We start from the raw sequence: 1578 nt of genomic DNA, 5'->3' as shown, positions 1-1578 counted from the left end.
GTGTCACACATAAGGCAGCCCGCCCGAGTCAGCAAAGTCACAGTGTGAGCCGCACCCGTTCCGTCTCGCCGCGCGCCGTTTTCCGTGGAATCTGTCATGGCGGCTATTAAATCGTGGGCGGCGAGTGTTCGACACTAGTGTGGACACAGGGTTCGCGCGAACGGGCGGAGGTTGTGGTGCCGGAACGATCGAAGGTGGGCAGGTCGGGTTTCGTCGCGGGCCGCTTCGGCGAGCTGCCGGTGCGCTGGAACCTGGGGCCGCTCGGTCAGAACCTGCAGGAGCAGCTCTCGCGCATCTCCCGCAGCCCCTTCGGGCCGAGCGAGGAGGAACTGCGCGCCAATGTCGCCGGTGAGGCCAGCGCGGACGCGGCGCTGTCGCTGCACGAGTCCGAGATCGCCGGGGGCGGCGAGCGCCCCGAGGTGCCGCGCGATCTGACCGCCGCCGCGTTCTTCGACGTGGACAACACCATGGTGCAGGGCGCCTCGATCGTGCACTTCGCCCGCGGTCTGGCCGCGCGCAAGTACTTCAAGACCACCGATCTGCTCGACGTGGCGTGGAAGCAGGTGAAGTTCCGGGTCACCGGCAAGGAGAGCAGCAGCGACATGGCTTCCGGCAAGGAGAAGGCGCTGGCCTTCATCGCCGGACGCTCCACCGCCGAACTGGCCGCACTCGGCGAGGAGATCTACGACGAGATCATCGCCGACAAGATCTGGCCGGGCACCCGCGCGCTGGCGCAGATGCACCTGGACGCCGGCCAGCAGGTGTGGCTGGTCACCGCGACGCCGGTGGAGCTGGCGCAGGTGATCGCCAAGCGGCTCGGGCTCACCGGCGCGCTCGGCACGGTCGCCGAGAGCGTGGACGGCAAGTTCACCGGCCGCCTGGTCGGCGACATCCTGCACGGGCTCGGCAAGGCGCACGCGGTGCGCGCGCTGGCCATCCGCGAGGGCCTGAACCTCAAGCGCTGCGCGGCCTACTCCGACAGTCACAACGACGTGCCGATGCTCTCGCTGGTCGGCACCCCGGTGGCCATCAATCCCGACGCCGACCTGCGCGAGGTCGCCAAGAACCGGGGCTGGGAGATCCGCGACTTCCGCACCGGCCGCAAGGCCGCCAAGATCGGCGTGCCGACCGCGTTGGCGCTGGGCGCGGCGGGCGGCGCGGTGGCGGCGGCCATCACCCGCCGCCGCGACCACATCTGAGTCGCCGCTACCCGGTGAACGGATTGCGCCGCTTGGTCAGCAGCTTGTAGAGGGTGTGCTGGATCGTTTCGCGCACCTGGTCGGTGACCTCGAACATGGTCATCGGGTCCTCGGCGTCGGAGGGGTCGTAGCCGGTGGTCGGGATCGGCTCGCCGAACTCGATGTACCACTTCGACGGCAGCGGCACCGCGCCGAGCACGCCCAGGTGCGGGAAGGTCGGGGTGACCGGGAAGTAGGGCAGGCCGAGCAGGCGCGCCAGCGGCTTGAGATCGGCCAGCTTGGGATAGATCTCCTCGGAGCCGACGATCGAGCACGGGATGATCGGCACGCCGGTGCGCACCGCGGCGGCCCCGAAGCCGCCGCGGCCGAAGCGCAGGAG

The 1578-nt window shown here is 69.8% G+C and carries 1 protein-coding gene and 1 pseudogene; one reads left to right on the top strand and one right to left on the bottom strand.

The genetic code is table 11. From position 1 onward, the window contains the following. Nucleotides 1–176 precede the first annotated feature (176 nt). Complete coding sequence (locus tag QH283_RS06595; RefSeq protein WP_414689572.1) at nt 177–1199, top strand: HAD family hydrolase; 1023 nt, start codon at nt 177–179, stop codon at nt 1197–1199. 7 nt (nt 1200–1206) lie between these two features. Here QH283_RS06595 and QH283_RS06590 read toward each other — a convergent pair. Further along, nucleotides 1207–1578, bottom strand: a pseudogene (locus tag QH283_RS06590) (hypothetical protein); the annotation flags it as partial.

Origin of the sequence: Nocardia farcinica (genome assembly GCF_029867845.1) — a bacterium.
In the GTDB taxonomy this organism is placed as follows: Bacteria; Actinomycetota; Actinomycetes; order Mycobacteriales; family Mycobacteriaceae; genus Nocardia; species Nocardia farcinica_A.
Note: the sequence above shows the minus strand (reverse complement) of the source record. Positions and strands in the feature narration are given on the sequence as shown.